The 15,016-nt window shown below is 61.0% G+C and carries 15 protein-coding genes; 2 read left to right on the top strand and 13 right to left on the bottom strand.

Translation table 11 applies throughout. The features are described from left to right. The 6 genes from AC1DWQ_RS20740 to AC1DWQ_RS20715 are packed head-to-tail and all read right to left on the bottom strand — an operon-like array spanning position 1 to position 6,984. Entirely contained in the window at positions 1 to 1,029 is a 1,029-nt protein-coding gene (locus AC1DWQ_RS20740; RefSeq protein ID WP_477671334.1) for a GNAT family N-acetyltransferase, read from the bottom strand. Further along, positions 1,022 to 2,287, bottom strand: coding sequence for a capsular polysaccharide export protein, LipB/KpsS family (locus tag AC1DWQ_RS20735; RefSeq protein ID WP_477671333.1), 1,266 nt, complete (start codon positions 2,285 to 2,287; stop codon positions 1,022 to 1,024). Before AC1DWQ_RS20735 ends, AC1DWQ_RS20740 begins: the two co-directional genes overlap by 8 nt. Further along, complete coding sequence (asnB, locus tag AC1DWQ_RS20730; protein ID WP_477671332.1) at positions 2,284 to 4,110, bottom strand: asparagine synthase (glutamine-hydrolyzing); 1,827 nt, start codon at positions 4,108 to 4,110, stop codon at positions 2,284 to 2,286. Before asnB ends, AC1DWQ_RS20735 begins: the two co-directional genes overlap by 4 nt. Next, complete coding sequence (locus tag AC1DWQ_RS20725; protein ID WP_477671331.1) at positions 4,111 to 4,665, bottom strand: sugar transferase; 555 nt, start codon at positions 4,663 to 4,665, stop codon at positions 4,111 to 4,113. Further along, a complete protein-coding gene (locus tag AC1DWQ_RS20720) occupies positions 4,662 to 5,480 on the bottom strand; it encodes an aldolase/citrate lyase family protein (protein WP_477671330.1) in 819 nt (272 codons plus the stop codon). Before AC1DWQ_RS20720 ends, AC1DWQ_RS20725 begins: the two co-directional genes overlap by 4 nt. Positions 5,481 to 5,502: 22 nt before the next feature. Continuing rightward, entirely contained in the window at positions 5,503 to 6,984 is a 1,482-nt protein-coding gene (locus AC1DWQ_RS20715) for a lipid II flippase MurJ (protein WP_477671329.1), read from the bottom strand. Between the two features lie 152 nt (positions 6,985 to 7,136). Between AC1DWQ_RS20715 and lysS the strand changes: the two genes are divergently transcribed. Both lysS and AC1DWQ_RS20705 read left to right on the top strand, forming a co-directional pair. Beyond that, entirely contained in the window at positions 7,137 to 8,693 is a 1,557-nt protein-coding gene (gene lysS / locus AC1DWQ_RS20710; protein WP_477671328.1) for a lysine--tRNA ligase, read from the top strand. Positions 8,694 to 8,825: 132 nt separating this feature from the next. Beyond that, positions 8,826 to 9,332: a YgjP-like metallopeptidase domain-containing protein gene (locus AC1DWQ_RS20705; protein WP_477671327.1), complete on the top strand. Its 507-nt coding sequence runs from the start codon at positions 8,826 to 8,828 to the stop codon at positions 9,330 to 9,332. A 131-nt stretch (positions 9,333 to 9,463) separates the two neighbouring features. On the opposite strand, the gene nagZ is transcribed toward AC1DWQ_RS20705, so the two are convergent. From nagZ to AC1DWQ_RS20670, 7 genes are all read right to left on the bottom strand, one after another. After that, positions 9,464 to 10,522, bottom strand: a complete 1,059-nt coding sequence (gene nagZ, locus AC1DWQ_RS20700; RefSeq protein WP_477671326.1) for a beta-N-acetylhexosaminidase — start codon at positions 10,520 to 10,522, stop codon at positions 9,464 to 9,466. Between the two features lie 63 nt (positions 10,523 to 10,585). Beyond that, entirely contained in the window at positions 10,586 to 10,984 is a 399-nt protein-coding gene (gene acpS / locus AC1DWQ_RS20695) for a holo-ACP synthase (protein ID WP_477671325.1), read from the bottom strand. A gap of 134 nt (positions 10,985 to 11,118) precedes the next feature. Beyond that, a complete protein-coding gene (locus AC1DWQ_RS20690; RefSeq protein WP_477671324.1) occupies positions 11,119 to 11,925 on the bottom strand; it encodes a pyridoxine 5'-phosphate synthase in 807 nt (268 codons plus the stop codon). Positions 11,926 to 11,937: 12 nt separating this feature from the next. Further along, on the bottom strand, positions 11,938 to 12,687 hold the full coding sequence (recO, locus tag AC1DWQ_RS20685; protein WP_457279374.1) for a DNA repair protein RecO: 750 nt from the start codon (positions 12,685 to 12,687) through the stop codon (positions 11,938 to 11,940). Between the two features lie 127 nt (positions 12,688 to 12,814). Then, the gene (era, locus tag AC1DWQ_RS20680; RefSeq protein WP_477671614.1) at positions 12,815 to 13,762 is read right to left on the bottom strand and encodes a GTPase Era; all 948 of its coding nucleotides are present in this window, start codon (positions 13,760 to 13,762) and stop codon (positions 12,815 to 12,817) included. A 174-nt stretch (positions 13,763 to 13,936) separates the two neighbouring features. Then, positions 13,937 to 14,638, bottom strand: a complete 702-nt coding sequence (gene rnc / locus AC1DWQ_RS20675) for a ribonuclease III (RefSeq protein ID WP_477671323.1) — start codon at positions 14,636 to 14,638, stop codon at positions 13,937 to 13,939. Further along, complete coding sequence (locus AC1DWQ_RS20670; RefSeq protein ID WP_457279376.1) at positions 14,639 to 14,980, bottom strand: DUF4845 domain-containing protein; 342 nt, start codon at positions 14,978 to 14,980, stop codon at positions 14,639 to 14,641. Positions 14,981 to 15,016 lie beyond the last annotated feature (36 nt).

The raw sequence follows: 15,016 nt of genomic DNA, 5'->3' as shown, positions 1-15,016 counted from the left end.
TTAAACCTTGCGATAAAAAATTGGCCGACCGGGGTATTCCGAGCGTGCTTCAGGAAACAGCTTCTGAAGTTCGGCATACGCCGGTGCATTGAAAATCTGGTTGCCCGTCTGATAGAGCAGCTGTCGGTCTGAAAATCCGGACTTGAAGAACAATAGCGAATTGTCGGGTTTGGCATCGGTGCCCCCCCCGAAATAAAACGCCCGTTGGCCTCGTTGTTGCGCTGCCGCGATGCACTTGTCAAGCAGCCATGCCGCCGCATTGAGCGCCCGCCCGCCCGCATTGCTGGCAGCGAGGTGGTATTCCGACACGCCATCGCCCTCCAGCACAATACAGGCCGCGAGCCATTCCTTGCTCCCGGGCATGCTACAGCTTGCCACCAATGCACCGGGAACGGCCGCCAGGCGGCGAAAATAGTCATCATCAAACTGGTAAAAGCCGTCAGCACCCATACTCGTCATTGCTGTGCGGTAAAACACTGCAAATTTCTGCACGTTTTCACCAAGATGCTGCTCGCTGAAAAGCAGCGCGGCCTTTTCAGCTTTGCTGACCGAGTAACGGATACGCCGGGAATAGTCAGCTGCCACCGCATGTCCTTGCAAGCCGGTCCAAACCACCTGCCGATTGGGAACAACTGTGCCGGTATAGCCCCGTTGATTGGCGTTCATGGGATGAAAGCGCAGATATTCCACAACAACCAGTTGTTCACGCATCCATTGCGCATAAGCGGCCCAGGCTGCTCGCAAAAATTCCGGCGACGAACTCGTGGCGGTGGGGCCACCATAGCCGTAAGGAGAACTGGCATCCCACCAGTCCGTGCCCACAATTCGCATGCGGTGCAATCCATGCAGCCACATTTCACCCTGCATTTCAAAGAGCAGGAAAAGCGGCTCCAGCCCAGGTTGCCGAAATGCGTCAGCTAACACATAAGCCGGATGCAAGGTGGCAGGACGGTACTCGGCATCTATGCGAGCATGGCACTCTATGGCTTGTTCCGGCGTCAAACGCCGCACGATTTCAGCTTCAGGCATGGTTGGCAGCCACCTCCCGCAGGACCTCCGCGACGCGTCCTGCTGCATCGCCCTGACCGGCACCGAACCGCGTCGCCGACTGTGCCCGCCATGCACGCTGCTCATCCAGCCGGCTTTGCAGCGGTCGCACATATTCGGCGGCGATCTGTGTATGGGGCAACGCCTTGTACGCAATACCCATTTCCAGGTACGGTGCCAAATGATCGAGGATAGAGCCGCGAATCTGCAACACCGGTTTGCCCGCCAGCGACGCTTCAACACCCACTGTCGAGTTGCTCACAATCACTTCATCACTGGCATGCAGGCAAGCATGCAAGGGCATTTCCATCGTCGATATCCGAATACGGCCCTGCGCCATATCAGGCAGAACTGCGGCAGGCTCGCTTGGGTGGCGCCTGATCCATAGCGCCAACTGCGGATTACGTATGACCGCCTCTATCAGCGCAATTTCTATCTGGCGCGGAAACTGCACGTCGCCGCTGCCGGAGATACCCGGAATATGCGGCGGCTCCGGTGAAGACGCGTAAAGACACAGGTGCAACCCGTCATGGTTCATTTCCGTTCGCAAGTCCTTGCCCCGATTCATGACTTCGGGCGTATTGATGCTGTCAAAGGCCGGGTTGCCGGTGACGTGCACCTCCGCGGCGCGGCGGCCGGCAACTATCAGCCGCCGCTGCACATTGCTGTTGATCACGCACAGCGCATTCGCATAATCTGCCTGCACCAGTGTTTCCTGCTCCCAAATGCCCAGTAAATCGACAAGACAAACAGCAGGGATGCCCATTTTTCGGGCCACCTGGATGGCGGCTTGCTCGGCCCGCGGCGAATTGGTGGCGACGACCAGTTCGGGCTGGAAAATATTCAAGGCACGCTCAAGCGCATCCAGAGGCAAAAACGCCTGACGGCCGTATTGGCCATACTGCACGGCCGCCTCGGAGACACCCAAACGCGCCTCGAGGTCTGCATAGGAAAGGCCAAGGTAAGCAACAGATTCATCATGCTGGGCAGCAGTGACTTTAAGTTCACTGGCCAGCCTCTCTCCGTGCGCGCGTGCGCACAGATCGGTGTCTCTGAGAAGATCGCGAAAGCCTATGGCTTCAATACCGCTGCGCACCACCTCCGGCGCAGCCGTTGTCAACGCCAGATACAGCGGCCGGGCCAGACCCAGCTCTTTCACGCGCCGCGCCACCGGCAATAAGGCCTTGACATGCCCACCCCCGTAAGAAACAAAAAGCCAGCGCGGCAACTGGTCTGTCATCTCCGGTTCCCTCCCGAAAATTCCGGCTCGATGGTTCCGGCACCGGCTTCCCACACCGCCAGCGCCGCAAGGGCCCGTAACTCACGTGTATAGTTTTTTCTGCCATCCCGGTGCTGTACGAGCATGCCGTCAACCACCGGCCATTGCATCGTTTCAGCAATCAACGGGCTGTCCTGGAGGGTCCGGCGCAACCAGGCGTAAGACTCGCCGCGGAACCAGTCGCCGATAGGGACGGTAAACATCTGCTTTTTACGAAACGCCAGTTCATCGCCAATCAGCGGTGCCACGGCTTGTTTGAACCAGTGTTTTTTGTCGCCCTGCGCTGACAGCTTGGTCGTGCCGCGCGAGCGAAAGGCCAGCTCCATCATCCGGTAATCAAGGAAAGGCGTGCGCGCTTCGATGCTGACCGCCATGCCCATGCGGTCTGGCTTGACCAGGTTGTTGCCGGACAGCAGTAACTGCATATCCAGATACAACGCCTGGTTGACCCGGTCGAAATGACCGGCCTCCTCAAACCGGGGCCGGGCAACCTGCGTAAAGCTGTCGAGCCCGGACAGGTTTTCACGCGCCACCGGCTGATACAACGCCGCCTTGGCGGCGGGTGAAAACAACGAAATCGAATCGAAATACTGGCGCTGAAAATCAGGCGTCGGCAGGGTCTGCGCGTCGGGTCGGGCAAAGAACTGCGCGTATTTGTCATAGCCGGCAAACAGCTCGTCGCCACCGTCACCGGTCAGCACCACCTTGACGTGTTTTGCCGCCAGCTCGCTCACGCGCAGCATCGGCATGAATGAAGCGTCACCGTGCGGCTGGTCAAGGTGATGCAACACCTGCGGCCAGCGTGACAGCATGTTCAGCTCGGCCGTCTCCTGTGTGTGGTCACAGCCAAAACGCCGGGCGGCCTGCAGTGCAAAAGCCGACTCGTCGTAACGAGGGTCTTCAAAACCGATGCAGAAAGTCTTGACAGGCCGGTTGACATGCCTGGCCATCAGGCCAACGATACTGCTCGAGTCCACCCCGCCCGACAGGAAAGCGCCCCAGGGCACATCGGCCCGCAGGCGAATGCGCGTGGCGTCGTCGAGAATCGCCATGAACTCTTCGGACCAGTCCTCAAAGCCGTAGTCTTGTTCGCGCTGGTCGGCCAGGCTCCACCAGCGTTGGGTTTCAACACCCGTCCGGGTGAATTTCATCCAGGTGCCGGGCATCACGTGTTTGATGCCTTCGTAAATCGTCCACGGTACGGGGATGTAGTTGAAGCTCAGGTAATGATGGATTGCTACCAAATCAATAGCTGGTTGCGCACGTTGTGATTGGGCTAGCGGCAATATTGCCTTGATTTCCGAACCGAACAGCATGCGCTGGCCATCGTCGGAGATATAGAGCGGCTTGACGCCAATGCGGTCACGAACCAGGTAAAGCGCATCCTGGCGCGCGTCGTCAATCGCGATCGCGAACATGCCATTGAGCTTGCTGATGCAGCTGATGCCTTCGCGCTCATACAGGCGCAGGATCACCTCGGTGTCGCTCTGCGTGTCCAGCCGCACACCCTGCGCGCGCAGTTCAGCAGCCAGCTCGATGTAGTTGAAGATTTCACCGTTCTGCACCACTGCGACCTGACCGTCGTCACTGACAAAAGGCTGGTGGCCGCCACCCAGGTCGATGATCGACAGGCGCCGGTTGCCGATGGCCACACCGCGCTGGGGCCGGTGCCAGATACCACCGTCGTCCGGGCCGCGGTGCAGCAGCTTCTGCGCCATCACGTCGAGGGCCGCGTCACTCACCGGCGTACATTCCCGGTCCCAATATCCAAAAATGCCGCACATTCAGTTGCTTCCTCTTCCACTCAGACGTGCCAGCGTCCACCAGATGATCTTCAGGTCGAACCACCATGACGCGGTATTCGCATATTGCAGGTCCAGCGCCAGCCGCTGACCTGCCGTGGCTTCCGAGCGCAGCATCACCTGCGCCAGGCCGGTGATGCCGGGCGGCACGCTGCAGCGCTTTTCCCAATCCGCAGGTGCGTACAGCAATTGTTGAGCAGGTACATCCGGCCGCGGCCCCACCAGGCTCATGTCACCTTTGAGGACGTTGAATATCTGCGGCAGCTCATCAATGCTGGTGCGACGTATGAAGCGCCCGACACGCGTGATCCGGGGGTCATTGGCCTGTGTGAAATACGACCCCACGGAAGCCGCATCCAGCTGCATGCTGCGAAATTTGAACATCCGGAACTCGCGGCCCCCCAGACCCATCCGGGTCTGGCTGAAGATGACAGGCAGACCGCTTTCCAGCGCAATAGCCATTGCCGCCAATAGCAATACCGGCGACAAAAACAGCAGGGCCAGCAGCGACAACACGACGTCCATCAGGCGCTTCATGCAGCTTTGCCCACTTGTTCTGCTACCTGCAGAATGACGGCAGCGACACGAAGCCGGTCGGCCTCCTGCTGGTCCGGTGTGCGCTGCGCCAGCGCTTCCTCAAACTTCCGCAATTCAGCCACGGCCGCCTCAAACGGCATATCGGCATCGGGTCTGTTGAAAGTCCGCGAAAGAATCACCGCCTGCGAACCCAGGCGCAAATGCTCACCCATAACATCGCGGCCGGGAAGTGAGCCCTCGTCTGCGCGGGCGATCCCGCCAAAGCCCATCGGTAAACCCCGCCGCCTTGCCGCTGCCGCTACGCGGTCAACATGGCCCTGGGCCAACGGCTCGAACATGAAGCGGCAGCCCATCGCCAAGTGCAGGTCATTCAGGCCGACGAAGACCTCTCCAAGCCCCGGCGTGTCCAGCCATTGCTCGAGCGATTCGAGCGCACCCACGGTTTCGAGCAGGGGCACTACCGGCACACGGCCATCGACGATTTCGCAGAAGCTCCGCAATTCCTGCGCGGTCGAAAACATCGGAAGCATCAGCAGGTCGGCCCCTTGCGCAAGCACAGCATCGACCTCCGCACGGGCTGCAGCCGGCTGATCGAGCCGGTATGGATTGACGCGAACCATGAGACGCGAATGCCGTAAAACTGCCTTGACACGGCCCACATCGTCAATCTGGTGCGTACTGATGAAAGTGTTGCGCCCGGCCTGGCGCTCGGCCTTGCCATTGCGTTCAAGGTCCACAAACAGCCGCATGGCCGGCATCCGGTCACAGCGTTTCGCCAGCTCCGGCTGGTTGGTAATGGTCAGTAAGTCAATCATGGAACGAAAGAGGAATAAGCCATTATTGCCCGCCGGCCTGCGGCACGGCCAACGGCTGGCGGCCCAGAAAACTGCGCAGCAAAGGGCTGGCCAGCAGCGCGCTGGCCAGCACCACTACCGCAAAAAAGCTGGCTGCCAGCGCGCTGGGCAGAAAATTCCAGCGGCCAAACCAGCGACTGGCCACGACCAGAAGCAGGCAAGCGGCCAACGGGGCAAGCATGGCACGCCACGGCAGCGCCCGGTGAAGCTGCTCGCGCTCGGTAAATAACATGGCGAGTGTGATGCCCGCCAGTACGGCATTGAGCGCCCCCATCACAAGCGCGCCTCCGGCAAGCCCGGACCAAGCTGCAACGGCGAGCGCAGTCAGGCCGGCGACATAAGCCCAGACTGCGCGGTGCATATGCCCCGATGCAGCCATGACTGTCAGCAATACGGCGATCAAAGCCTGTGGCAGCAGTGACCAGATACCGATGGCCCCCCAGCGCGCAATAACTTCCAGATGCCCGGCATCCATGCGGCCCCAGCCAAACAGCAGTTGGGCAAGCGGCAGCGAAAAGCTGCCCACCACGGCGATCGCTGCGCAAGCCAGGGTCCAGGCCAGGAGAAAGGCAATTTGCAAAGCCCTGTCGCGTTCCGCAGAGCCTACTTCGGTGCGGGTGATTGCCGGAAAAGCCAGACTGGCCACGAGCTGCACCGCGAGCACCAGCGGCAACTCCACCAGCTTCCAGGCGTAATTAAAGTCTGCGAGGGCCCCCTCCCCGGCCTGGGACGCCAGGCTGCGCCCCATCAGGGGCAACAGCAGCAGCAGGCCCGAAGACAGGCCGGCCCAGATCCATATGCCCGCAGCAGGCGGGGCCGGCATAGCCATCGCCGCCGGACCAGTCGGCGCAGCCTGCGGAAGCCGCCAGGCCAGCCAGCCGAGGCGCGCGACCATCGCCAGCACAAGGAAGCAGCCCAGGATAAAGACAGTTCGATCTCCGCTGTTTTGCGGCGCCAGGAACAGCGCAAGAACCAGCAGCAGGTTGACCACAAGATTGCCGCTGTACATGCCTACGAAATCCCGTTCATGCTGCAATCGCGTTACCCAGAGCGCGGCCAGCATGGCCAGCGGCAGCACGGCGGCGCTCCAGGCCAGCGAGTCACGGCCAAGGATGGCCATTTCGCCGCGCAGGCCAGGTGCAAGCGCATGGGACAGCGCACCCCGAAGTAACCAGATCAGCAAAGCCAGTACAAGACCAGTGCCGAGCAGCGCCCGTGCGACTTTTTTCTGGCTGGCATCCTGTTGCGCAGGCGTTTGGCGCGCCCATTCCGGCAACAACACGTAACCCAGGGCGCCGCTGAACAATATGCCGACCAGCAAGTCCGGCAGGGTGAACATCACAATCACCGCATCGCCAAGTCCGGTGGCGCCAAAAGCAGCGGCCTGGGCCGATTCCCGCAGGAGGCCGAGCAGGCGGCTGGCCATGAGCAAACCCAGGGAAAAAACGCCGGCGCGCAGGTACATAGGCGGGATTATCAAGGCTTAAATAGGGGCAGCCGGCCCTGAATGGGGAAACCAGCCACTTAAAAAACTAAAATCAACGGTTTGGCGCTTTGTCCGCAACAGCTGCAAACCGGCTTTGGCAGCGCCCCCGATCGTTTTCACACCTTCTGACCATGTCCGATAACAACACCGTGCCCCCTGCCCAAGACGAGAACCAGCTGATCGCCGAACGCCGCGAAAAGCTCAAGGCCATGCGCCAACGGCAGGCCGAAGGCCGGGGCGTCGCCTTCCCCAACGACGTCAAGCCGACGCACCGGGCGGCAGAGGTTTTCGAAAAGTACAGCGACAAGACCAACGAGGAACTCGAGCCGCTGGCGATCAAGGTTCATGTCGCAGGCCGCATGATGCTCAAGCGCGTGATGGGCAAGGCGAGCTTTGCGACGCTGCAGGATGCTTCGTTCGGCCCTACCGGCGGCCGCATCCAGCTCTATATCAACAATGAGGGCGTCGGCGAGGAAGTCCACAGCGCCTTCAAGCACTGGGACCTGGGCGACATCGTCGAGGCGACCGGCACAGTGTTCCGGACGCGGACCGGTGAACTTTCGATCCATGCGACCAGCCTGCGCCTGGTCACCAAAAGCCTGCGCCCCCTACCCGACAAATTCCACGGCATGGCCGACCAGGAAGTCAAATACCGCCAGCGTTATGTCGACCTGATCATGGATGCGGAGGCGCGCAAACGGTTCATGGCGCGCAGCAAGGCGGTCAGCAGCATCCGTGAATTCATGGTCGCAAACGATTTCCTTGAAGTCGAAACCCCCATGCTGCACCCCATCCCGGGCGGCGCCAATGCCAAGCCGTTCAAGACGCACCACAACGCGCTGGACCAGGAGATGTTTTTGCGCATCGCGCCTGAGCTCTACCTCAAGCGCCTCATCGTCGGCGGTTTCGAGCGTGTTTTTGAGATCAACCGCAGCTACCGCAACGAAGGCATCAGCGTCCGCCACAACCCCGAGTTCACCATGATGGAGTTCTACGCCGCCTGGTGGAATTACTCGGACCTGATGACGTTTACCGAAGCGCTGATCCGTGACGTGGCACAAAAAGTTTGCGGGTCGCTCGAGCTGAACTATGGAACCGGCCGGCTCGGGGGACCAATTGATCTGAGCAAGCCCTTTGAACGCCTGACGATCCGTGAAGCCATCCTCAAGCACACCGAGGCCGGCAAGCATGTGGACGATGCGGCCTGGCTGACGAACGCCCTCAAGAAGCTCGGCATGAGCGAAGAAAAAGACCGCCTCTCGACCCGTTCGCTGGCCAGCCTGCAGGTGCTTTATTTTGAGGAAACGGTGGAAGAAAAGCTCTGGCAGCCGACCTTCATCATGGAGCACCCGACCGAAATCTCCCCGCTGGCACGCGCCAACGACAGCCGTCCGGAGGTGACAGAGCGCTTTGAGCTCTACATCACCGGCCGCGAATTCGGCAATGGTTTCAGTGAGCTTAATGACGCTGAAGAGCAGGCCGCGCGCTTTAACGCCCAGGTAGCAGCCAAGGACAGTGGTGACGACGAAGCCATGTTTTATGACCACGACTTCATCCGCGCGCTGGAGTACGGCATGCCGCCGACCGGCGGCTGCGGCGTCGGCATAGACCGGCTGATGATGCTGCTGACCGACAGCCCCAGCATCCGTGATGTGATTCTCTTCCCCGCGCTGCGACGTGAGGTTTAGCCCACGATCGCGCACTTCGCCATCCCCGATTCCACACCAGCAGGGGCCGCGGGACTGGCTTTGCCAGACCGCTGGCGCCGCCCCCTTGAGGGGGGAACAGGCTACACGCAGTGAGCCTGGACGGGGGTGCTATTGAAATACCTTCTCGGCTACCCCGACAGTCTGCAGACCCAGGTGCAGCAGCTGCTGGCGCAGGGCCGGCTGGGTGAGGTGCTGCTTGCCAAATACCCCCTTGCCCATGGCGTGCGGACGGACAAGGCCCTGTACGACTACGTGATGGGACTCAAAAGCGAGTTTTTACGCAGCTCGGAGCCGCTTTCCAAAGTCGCTTTTGACAGCAAGCTGCACGTGATTGCCCATGCGCTGGGCACACACACCACTGTTTCCAGGGTCCAGGGCAGCAAACTTAAAGCCAAGCGTGAAATCCGGGTGGCAACGCTGTTCAGGGAAGTGCCGGAAGAGTTTTTGCGGATGATTGCGGTGCACGAACTGGCCCACATCAAGGAAAAAGCGCACGACAAGGCTTTTTACCAGCTCTGCACCCATATGGAGCCGCGCTACCACCAGTATGAATTTGACCTGCGGGTGTACCTGACGCATATGGATGCGGTGGGCCGGCTGGAGTGGCCTTCAGCCTGACCCCACTGCGGTGTGGCCACAGCCGTCCGTGCGGGTTTCGAATCGGTCAAATTTACAAGGAAAAGGCCTGAAACCCAATACAGTCTTGCGCCATCAGCTATTCATTTAATAGCATCTCCGGCAAACGCATCTCAGGGAATCAGCCCCATCGCGTGCATATACGCCGGGTGCAGCATCAGTTCGTCCCATTCGTGGGCTGGGGTGGCGGGCAGCAGGTCCAGCCGGCGCAGCTCGCTGGACTCCAGCGCTTCCCACTGGCCCTTGAGCAGCGCCTCGGCCATGCCGTCCAGCAGTTCGTCCACCGGTTTGCCCTCCCCCACCGACTGGTTGCACAGCAGGACCATGTCGCAGCCGGCGTTCAGCGCCGTGACAGCAGCCTCGGTGTAGCTGACTTCCTTGCCGTCAATGAGGCGTGCGCCGGCCATGCTCAGGTCGTCGCTGAAAATCGCGCCGCCAAAACCCAGCTGGCCGCGCAGGATGTAAGTCAGCCACTTTTCCGAAAAACCTGCCGGCCTGGCGTCCACCTTGGGGTAAATCACATGTGCCGGCATCACGCTGGTGAGCGTGGTGTTCAGCCACTCATAAGGCGCGGCGTCGTCGGCCAGGATGGCTTTCAGGCTGCGTTTGTCGACCGGGATGTCGGTATGGGAGTCGGCCTTGACGAAACCATGGCCGGGGAAGTGCTTGCCGCAATTGGCCATACCCGCCTGCAGCAGGCCGTGCATCAGGCTTTTGGCCAGCAGCGTGACCACGCGCGGGTCGCGGCCAAAGGCGCGGTCGCCGATGACCCCGCTTTCACCCCAATCGAGGTCCAACACCGGCGTGAAACTGAAATCAACGCCGCAAGCGCGCAACTCGGCACCCAGCACGTAGCCACAGGCGGTGGCGGCGTTGGTGGCCGCAAGCTGGTCCTTCATCCACAGCGAGCCCAGCGCGCGCATAGGCGGCAGGTGGGTAAAACCATCCGTCCTGAAGCGCTGCACGCGGCCGCCTTCGTGGTCCACGCAAATCAGCAAGTCCGGCCGGATGCTCTTTATCTCAGCACAGAGCGCGCTCAGTTGCCGGCGGTCTTGCCAGTTGCGGCCAAACAGGATGATCCCGCCGGTCAAGGGGTGCTTGAGGCGCCGGCGGTCAGCCTTGGTCAGCGTGAGGCCGGCGATGTCGATGATGAGGGGAGCGTGCTGGGTCATGGGATTGAAATCAGGAATTAAATACTATTAAATTGATAGCTGCCAGCGCAATATTGACGGGCGCTAGGGGCCATTTTTCTCTACAACCACAAAACTGGCGGCGTAATCGGTTTCGTCGGTGACGGACACATGGGCAGTGAGCTGGCGGGCTTCAAACCAGGCCTTGAGCGTGCCGTGCAGCACGATCTCGGGTTTACCGCTGGGCGCCTTGGCGATTTCGCAGCTGCGCCAGGTCATGGGCATGCGCATGCCGGTGCCGATCGCCTTGCTGAAAGCCTCTTTGGCTGAAAACCGGGTGGCAAGGTAGCTGACGCCGCGGTCGGGCCAGCGCGCGCTGCGGTGTTTCCAGGTGGCAAGTTCACCGTCGCTCAGGATCCTGCGGGCAAACCGTTCGCCATGCCTCTCAAGGCTGGCGCGGATGCGGCGCACGTCGCAGATGTCAGTTCCAATACCGTAAATCATCTAGCACCCAATCGCCGCAAAGTGACACGCAAAAAGCCAGCATGAGCCGCGGAACCGGCTTCGCCGGGCCGCAGGCGGGCGGCCCCCTCGGGGGGCAGGAAGCCACACGCAGTGGGCGACCGTGGGGGCTCCACTCATGCGGGGGCGAATGCCTGGGTGATGCTAAGCAGGTAACGCCTGGTGGTCGCGGCGTAACCCAACTCGAGCGCGTCGGCAACAAAAGCGTGGCCTATCGACACCTCCAGCACGCCGGGGACTTCGCGCACAAACTCCGTGAGGTTGTCGCAGTTCAGGTCGTGGCCGGCGTTGATGCCCAGGCCGGCTGCCGCGGCGGCCTGGCCCGCACGGGTAAAGCGCGCCAGGACTTCGGCCTTTTCAGGGGTGGGCCAAGCGCGCGCGTAGGTCTCGGTATAAAACTCCACCCGGTCGGCGCCCACGGCCTTGGCTGCTGCCATGGCTTCGGGAACCGGGTCCATGAAAAGGCTGACCCGCACACGGCGGTCATGGACCTGTTCTATCAGGGGCTGCAGGCGCTCCGCGTCTTCGGGGAAATTCCAGCCATGGTCGCTGGTGAACTGGTCCTCGCTGTCGGGCACAAAAGTGCACTGGTGCAGCGGCAGGCCCCTGGCGGCCAGATCGTGCACAAAGCCCATCAGGTTCTGGAGCGGGTTGCCTTCGATGTTGAATTCGCGGTCTGGCCAGTCCTTCATCAGCGCGGCGAGTTCAAAGACGTCGTCACGGCGGATATGCCGCTCGTCGGGCCGCGGGTGCACCGTGATGCCTTGGGCGCCGGCCTCCAGGCACAGCTCGGCGGCGCGCCGCACGCTGGGAATGTCCAGGTGCCGGGAGTTGCGCAGCAAGGCGACCTTGTTGACGTTGACCGACAGTGCGGTCTTGTCATACACATGGGACACGAGGGGAACGGGCGAAAGGAGTTTCATGGCGGTTGCTCGTTAGAAAGCTTGCAGGTCCATCATCATCTGCCGGGTTTTCAGGACCTTGACGCCGCAATGGTAGTGCAGCAGCCCGCGCAACTGGGTTTTAAGCTCATTGAAACCGGGGATACAGGCCCGTACCGTGTCAGAGAACAGCGCCTCGTCACCCAGCGCCTGTTGCAGCGCCTGCCATTGCCCGCCGGGCAGGCTGACGCGATCGTCGTCGTGCGCTTGCCGGAGCCCCGCCTCTGGCACCAGCACATAGCGGGTGTCCGGATCGAGCGGCGCCAGCGTGGCGGTTTCGGCGTCCAGCAGGGGTAAAAGGCCGATGTCGCGCAGCAGCCGCAGCTCAAACGCGCGCAGCGCCAGCTGCAGGGTTTCGGCACTTTGTGCGGCGATCAATTGCACCGTGGCGGCGTAGGCGTCAAACAGCACGGGATGCGGGTCGTCACGCGCCATCAGGCGCATGAGCAGCTCGTTGAGGTAATAACCCGACAGCAAGGCATCCCCCGTAGGCATAACGTGACCTCCCTGCCACTCAGCGCTTTTCAGGGTACGGATTTCGGCATCGCCACCAAAGGCAATGTGCAGCGGCTGCAAAGGCAGCAAGATCGGCCGGAAACTGGAACTGGGCTTTTTGGCTCCCCGCGCCACCAACGCCACCCGCCCATACTTGCGGGTGAACACCTCCAGGATCAGGCTGGACTCGCTCCAGTCGTAGCGATGCAGGACGTAGGCGGGCTCGTCACCTATGCGCTTGGTCGCCATGTTCAGGGATTCAAACGGTTTAAAGAAGGCAGGCCAGCATGAGCCGCGGAACTGGCTTTGCCAGGCCGCAGGCGGGCGGCCCCCTCGGGGGGCAGGGAACTACACGAAGTGAGCGACCGTGGGGGCCTCATTCATACCCGAAGGTCTTGACCCTTGCCTCGTCGTCCGCCCAGCCCGAACGGACCTTGACCCAGATCTCCAGGAACACCTTGCCGCCAGTGAGGGTTTCGAGCTCATGCCGGGCTTCAGTGCCGATGCGTTTGAGCTTTTCGCCCTTCTCGCCAATGATCATGCCCTTGTGGCCGTCGCGCTCGACCACGATAGTGGCGGCAATTTTTCGCAAATTGCCCTCCTCTTCGTACTGGTCAATGATGACGGTGGAGGTATAGGGAAGCTCGTCGCCCGTCAGGCGGAACAGCTTTTCGCGGATGATTTCGGCGGCCATGAAGCGGTCGCTACGGTCGGTCAGTTCGTCGGCACCGTACATCCAGGGCTGCACCGGCAAGTATTTTTCGCAAATGCCGAACAGGCGCTCGATGTCCTTGGCGTTGTTGGCCGACATGGGCACGAACTCGGCGAAATTGTGCCGCTCCTGCATTTCCTTGAGCCAGGGCGCGATCTCGGCGCGGCGGTGAATCAAATCAAACTTGTTAGCCAGCAAAATCGCGGGTGTCTTTTCAGGCAGCAGAGCCAGAACCTTGGCGTCGGCCTGGTTGAATTGACCGGCTTCCACCACAAAGACAATCAGGTCCACATCATTGACGGCGCCGACCACGGTGCGGTTCAGCGAGCGGTTCAGCGCGTTGCCGTGCCGGGTCTGGAAGCCCGGCGTGTCCACGAAGACATACTGCGTTGCCTTGACCGTGCGCATGCCAGTGATGCGGTGGCGCGTGGTCTGGGCCTTGCGCGAGGTGATGCTGATCTTTTGCCCCACAAGCGCATTGAGCAAAGTGGATTTACCCACATTGGGCTTGCCGACGATGGCGATCAGGCCACAGCGCTGCTCGCCGGCAGGCGGCGTGTCAGCAGTGGCCGGCACGGCCGCGCCGCGCGAAGACAGGGCCTGCGCCAGCATGGCTTCCAGCGCATCGGGCGGCTGCACGGTTTGCGGGGCTTTGGCTTGACGCTTTTTCGGCGCGACTGCAGAGGGAGTCGCCGCAGCAGCTACCGGTTTTTTCGGTTCTTTTTTACCTGTACTCATAATCTTGGTGTGTTGGCCTGCGGCCTTCGGGCGGCTGCCGGCTCGGAGTCAGGAATCCAGTGTCTTGACAAACATCAGCATGGCGGCGGCGGCGGCTTGTTCGCCGGCCCGGCGGGAGCCGCCGATCCCGCGCTCGGCCCGGCCATACTCGGTGATCTCGCATTCCACATCGAAGGTCTGCTTGTGGGCCGCACCCATGGTACCCACCACGCGGTAAATCGGCAGGTTCATTTTGCGCCCCTGCAACCACTCCTGCAATTCGGTTTTCGGATCTTTGCCGATGGCCTGCATCTGCGGGTTGATTTCCACATCTTTGAACAGCCGGCGCACCAGCAGGTTGGCCGCCTCAAAACCGGCGTCCAGGTAAACGGCGCCTATCACAGCCTCCAGCGCATCGGCGAGAATGGAGGGCCGCTTCTGTCCGCCGGATTTTGCCTCACCCTCACCCAGCCGTACCAGGTCCGGCAGGCCAAGCACGACAGCAAGTTTGTGCAGGGTGTCCTGCTTGACAAGGTTGGCCCGCACACGTGAAAGGTCGCCCTCAGGCAGGGTGCTCAGTTGCTCGTAGAGCAGCCCCGCGACAGCCAGGTTCAGGACGGAATCGCCCAGAAACTCGATGCGTTCGTTATGGTCGGTCGAAAAGCTGCGGTGCGTCAGCGCCTGCTGGAGCAGCTTTGGGTCGGAAAAATCATGCTGCAGGCGCTTTTGCAATGCCAGCAGACCAGGACTTGAGGTAGCACTCGCTCGCACTTACTTGGCACGGCCGTTGTACTTGAGCAGCAGATAAGCTGGGCCGGCCATGTGGATTTCCTTGTTATAGGCGAAAGACACCACAGTTTTGTCACCCTCTTTGGTCACTTCGATATCTTTGGCGGTAATTGACTTGATGTCGTCAATCTGGGCGGCCTTGTCAAAGATAGTTCTGGCCTCAGCCACCGTGTTGCCTTCCCTCGCCTTTCCGGCGGCCTTGAGGATGGCCTGATATTCAATCAGCGTCGGGGCAACCTGGGCAGCCAAAATGCCGCCACATACAAGAACAATGCCCACAAACAGAAGGCCAATAAAGGAAATGCCACGTTGACGATGTTTCATTTTTTCTCCTGCTCTGACTAGGAAGTCCTGTCGTAT

This window comes from Polaromonas sp. P2_G11, from assembly GCF_056403595.1.
The sequence above is the reverse complement of the archived record's forward strand: the minus strand, read 5'-3'. Positions and strand labels throughout refer to the sequence as shown.

What these genes read in the sequence shown, in the direction of transcription:
- asnB (WP_477671332.1), bottom strand. Translation starts at nt 4,110, where the DNA reads ATGTGCGGCATTTTTGGATATTGGGACCGGGAATGTACGCCGGTGAGT.
- lysS (WP_477671328.1), top strand. Translation starts at nt 7,137, where the DNA reads ATGTCCGATAACAACACCGTGCCCCCTGCCCAAGACGAGAACCAGCTG.
- recO (WP_457279374.1), bottom strand. Translation starts at nt 12,687, where the DNA reads ATGGCGACCAAGCGCATAGGTGACGAGCCCGCCTACGTCCTGCATCGC.
- era (WP_477671614.1), bottom strand. Translation starts at nt 13,762, where the DNA reads ATGCTGGCGCAGGCCCTGTCTTCGCGCGGCGCGGCCGTGCCGGCCACT.
- AC1DWQ_RS20740 (WP_477671334.1), bottom strand. Translation starts at nt 1,029, where the DNA reads ATGCCTGAAGCTGAAATCGTGCGGCGTTTGACGCCGGAACAAGCCATA.
- AC1DWQ_RS20725 (WP_477671331.1), bottom strand. Translation starts at nt 4,665, where the DNA reads ATGAAGCGCCTGATGGACGTCGTGTTGTCGCTGCTGGCCCTGCTGTTT.
- nagZ (WP_477671326.1), bottom strand. Translation starts at nt 10,522, where the DNA reads ATGACCCAGCACGCTCCCCTCATCATCGACATCGCCGGCCTCACGCTG.
- AC1DWQ_RS20670 (WP_457279376.1), bottom strand. Translation starts at nt 14,980, where the DNA reads ATGAAACATCGTCAACGTGGCATTTCCTTTATTGGCCTTCTGTTTGTG.
- acpS (WP_477671325.1), bottom strand. Translation starts at nt 10,984, where the DNA reads ATGATTTACGGTATTGGAACTGACATCTGCGACGTGCGCCGCATCCGC.
- AC1DWQ_RS20735 (WP_477671333.1), bottom strand. Translation starts at nt 2,287, where the DNA reads ATGACAGACCAGTTGCCGCGCTGGCTTTTTGTTTCTTACGGGGGTGGG.
- AC1DWQ_RS20690 (WP_477671324.1), bottom strand. Translation starts at nt 11,925, where the DNA reads ATGAAACTCCTTTCGCCCGTTCCCCTCGTGTCCCATGTGTATGACAAG.
- AC1DWQ_RS20715 (WP_477671329.1), bottom strand. Translation starts at nt 6,984, where the DNA reads ATGTACCTGCGCGCCGGCGTTTTTTCCCTGGGTTTGCTCATGGCCAGC.
- AC1DWQ_RS20720 (WP_477671330.1), bottom strand. Translation starts at nt 5,480, where the DNA reads ATGATTGACTTACTGACCATTACCAACCAGCCGGAGCTGGCGAAACGC.